Origin of the sequence: Anaplasma marginale str. Florida (assembly GCF_000215485.1) — a bacterium.
In the GTDB taxonomy this organism is placed as follows: domain Bacteria; phylum Pseudomonadota; class Alphaproteobacteria; order Rickettsiales; family Anaplasmataceae; genus Anaplasma; species Anaplasma marginale.
In genome coordinates this window covers 1-1444 of the sequence record NZ_AFMS01000035.1, presented here as the reverse complement: position 1 = coordinate 1444, position 1444 = coordinate 1, and the positions used below count along the sequence as shown (strand labels likewise).

General features: G+C 49.2%; 2 protein-coding genes. One reads left to right on the top strand and one right to left on the bottom strand.

The window, feature by feature from the left end; translation table 11 throughout:
• Window position 1 precedes the first annotated feature (1 nt).
• On the bottom strand, window positions 2–571 hold the full coding sequence (locus GAC_RS01050; protein ID WP_050813510.1) for a UbiX family flavin prenyltransferase: 570 nt from the start codon (window positions 569–571) through the stop codon (window positions 2–4).
• 333 nt (window positions 572–904) lie between these two features.
• Between GAC_RS01050 and GAC_RS01040 the strand changes: the two genes are divergently transcribed.
• Window positions 905–1444: ATP-binding protein (locus GAC_RS01040; protein WP_037349029.1), on the top strand; the 540-nt coding region annotated here is incomplete at its 3' end.

The following is a 1444-nucleotide window of genomic DNA, read 5'->3' as shown; positions in this document are numbered from 1 at the left end:
GTCAAACATGCCTAGCAACTCTGTCTACCGAATTGTTTACTATATCGTCTAGCGATTCGGGGTGGTGATAAAACGATGGTACGGGCGGGGCGATTATTGCTCCCATCTCTGTCAATGATACCATGGTGCGCAAGTGCCCCAAGTGCAGTGGGGTCTCTCTGAGCATCAGTACGAGTTTTCTCCTTTCTTTTAGTGCCACATCTGCAGCTCTGGTTAGTAGGTTAGAGGTGACGCCGGTTGCAATCTCAGACATAGTGCGTACCGAGCATGGGACTATGACCATCCCTGCGGTTTTGAAAGACCCGCTCGCTATCGAAGCGCCTACGTTGCGTACGTCATGGTAGTGCGTACAATAATCTGTGCACAATTGCTCCACCGTGAGTAAATGACCGCACTCGTGCGCCATAGTTACCTTTGCCGCATCACTTACTACGAGGTGGACTTCATATTCGGACTGACGCAACTTCTGCAGCATGCGTATGGCATATAATGCGCCAGACGCGCCACTGATTCCTACAATTATTCTTTTTACCATGGCCAGTTTGTGTGGTGTGCACCCTGAAAGGCCCATTCTAGAGCCTCACATCCCGGAGCACAATGCGTTTTTCTGGCGTATGGACCTTGGAAGCAAAGAAAATTTGCCCGCCGTAGAGCACATTTCGCGAATGCCTTCCGACCCAACCCGAAGGCAAATTCTGATTGAATGCATCGGGGTACACGGTTGCGTATCCGGAATCGCACCTTTTTGTTGTCTAATGTGTTCATTGCTGCAACTCGCATTATAATGGCCAGATAGATGTTTTGAGTACTAAATATGGGCCACGTGTTCTCTATAGTGGATTGCAGTTTTACATTTATCGGATTTTTTGTATTATGGGGCGGTGGTTCTTTATAATGTGTCAGAATGGGTAGTTATAACGCGAGCGCGATAACCGTTTTGAGGGGCCTGGATGCGGTTAAAAAGCGTCCTGGTATGTATATTGGGGATACGGATGACGGCTCTGGACTTCACCACATGGCATATGAGGTCATAGATAACGCCATTGACGAGGCCCTGGCGGGGTTTTGCAACAAGATAGACATTGTGATAGCAGGCGATGGCTCAATTGCCATTACAGATAACGGCCGCGGCATTCCCATAGATATCCACGAAGAAGAAGGGGTCTCAGCAGCGGAGGTGATTATGACCCAGCTGCATGCGGGCGGTAAGTTTGACCATAACAGTTATAAGGTGTCCGGTGGGCTGCACGGTGTTGGGGTGTCTGTAGTGAATGCGCTCTCTAGCTGGTTGGAGCTCACAATTTGGAAAGAGGGCCGAGAATATTTTATGCGATTTGAAAACGGGGCTGCTATTTCCCCGTTGAAGATGGTGGGAGAGTGCGGAAGCAAGAAGGGCACAAGGGTGAGTTTTATGCCCTCTAGCGACGTGTTTTCTCATACGGAT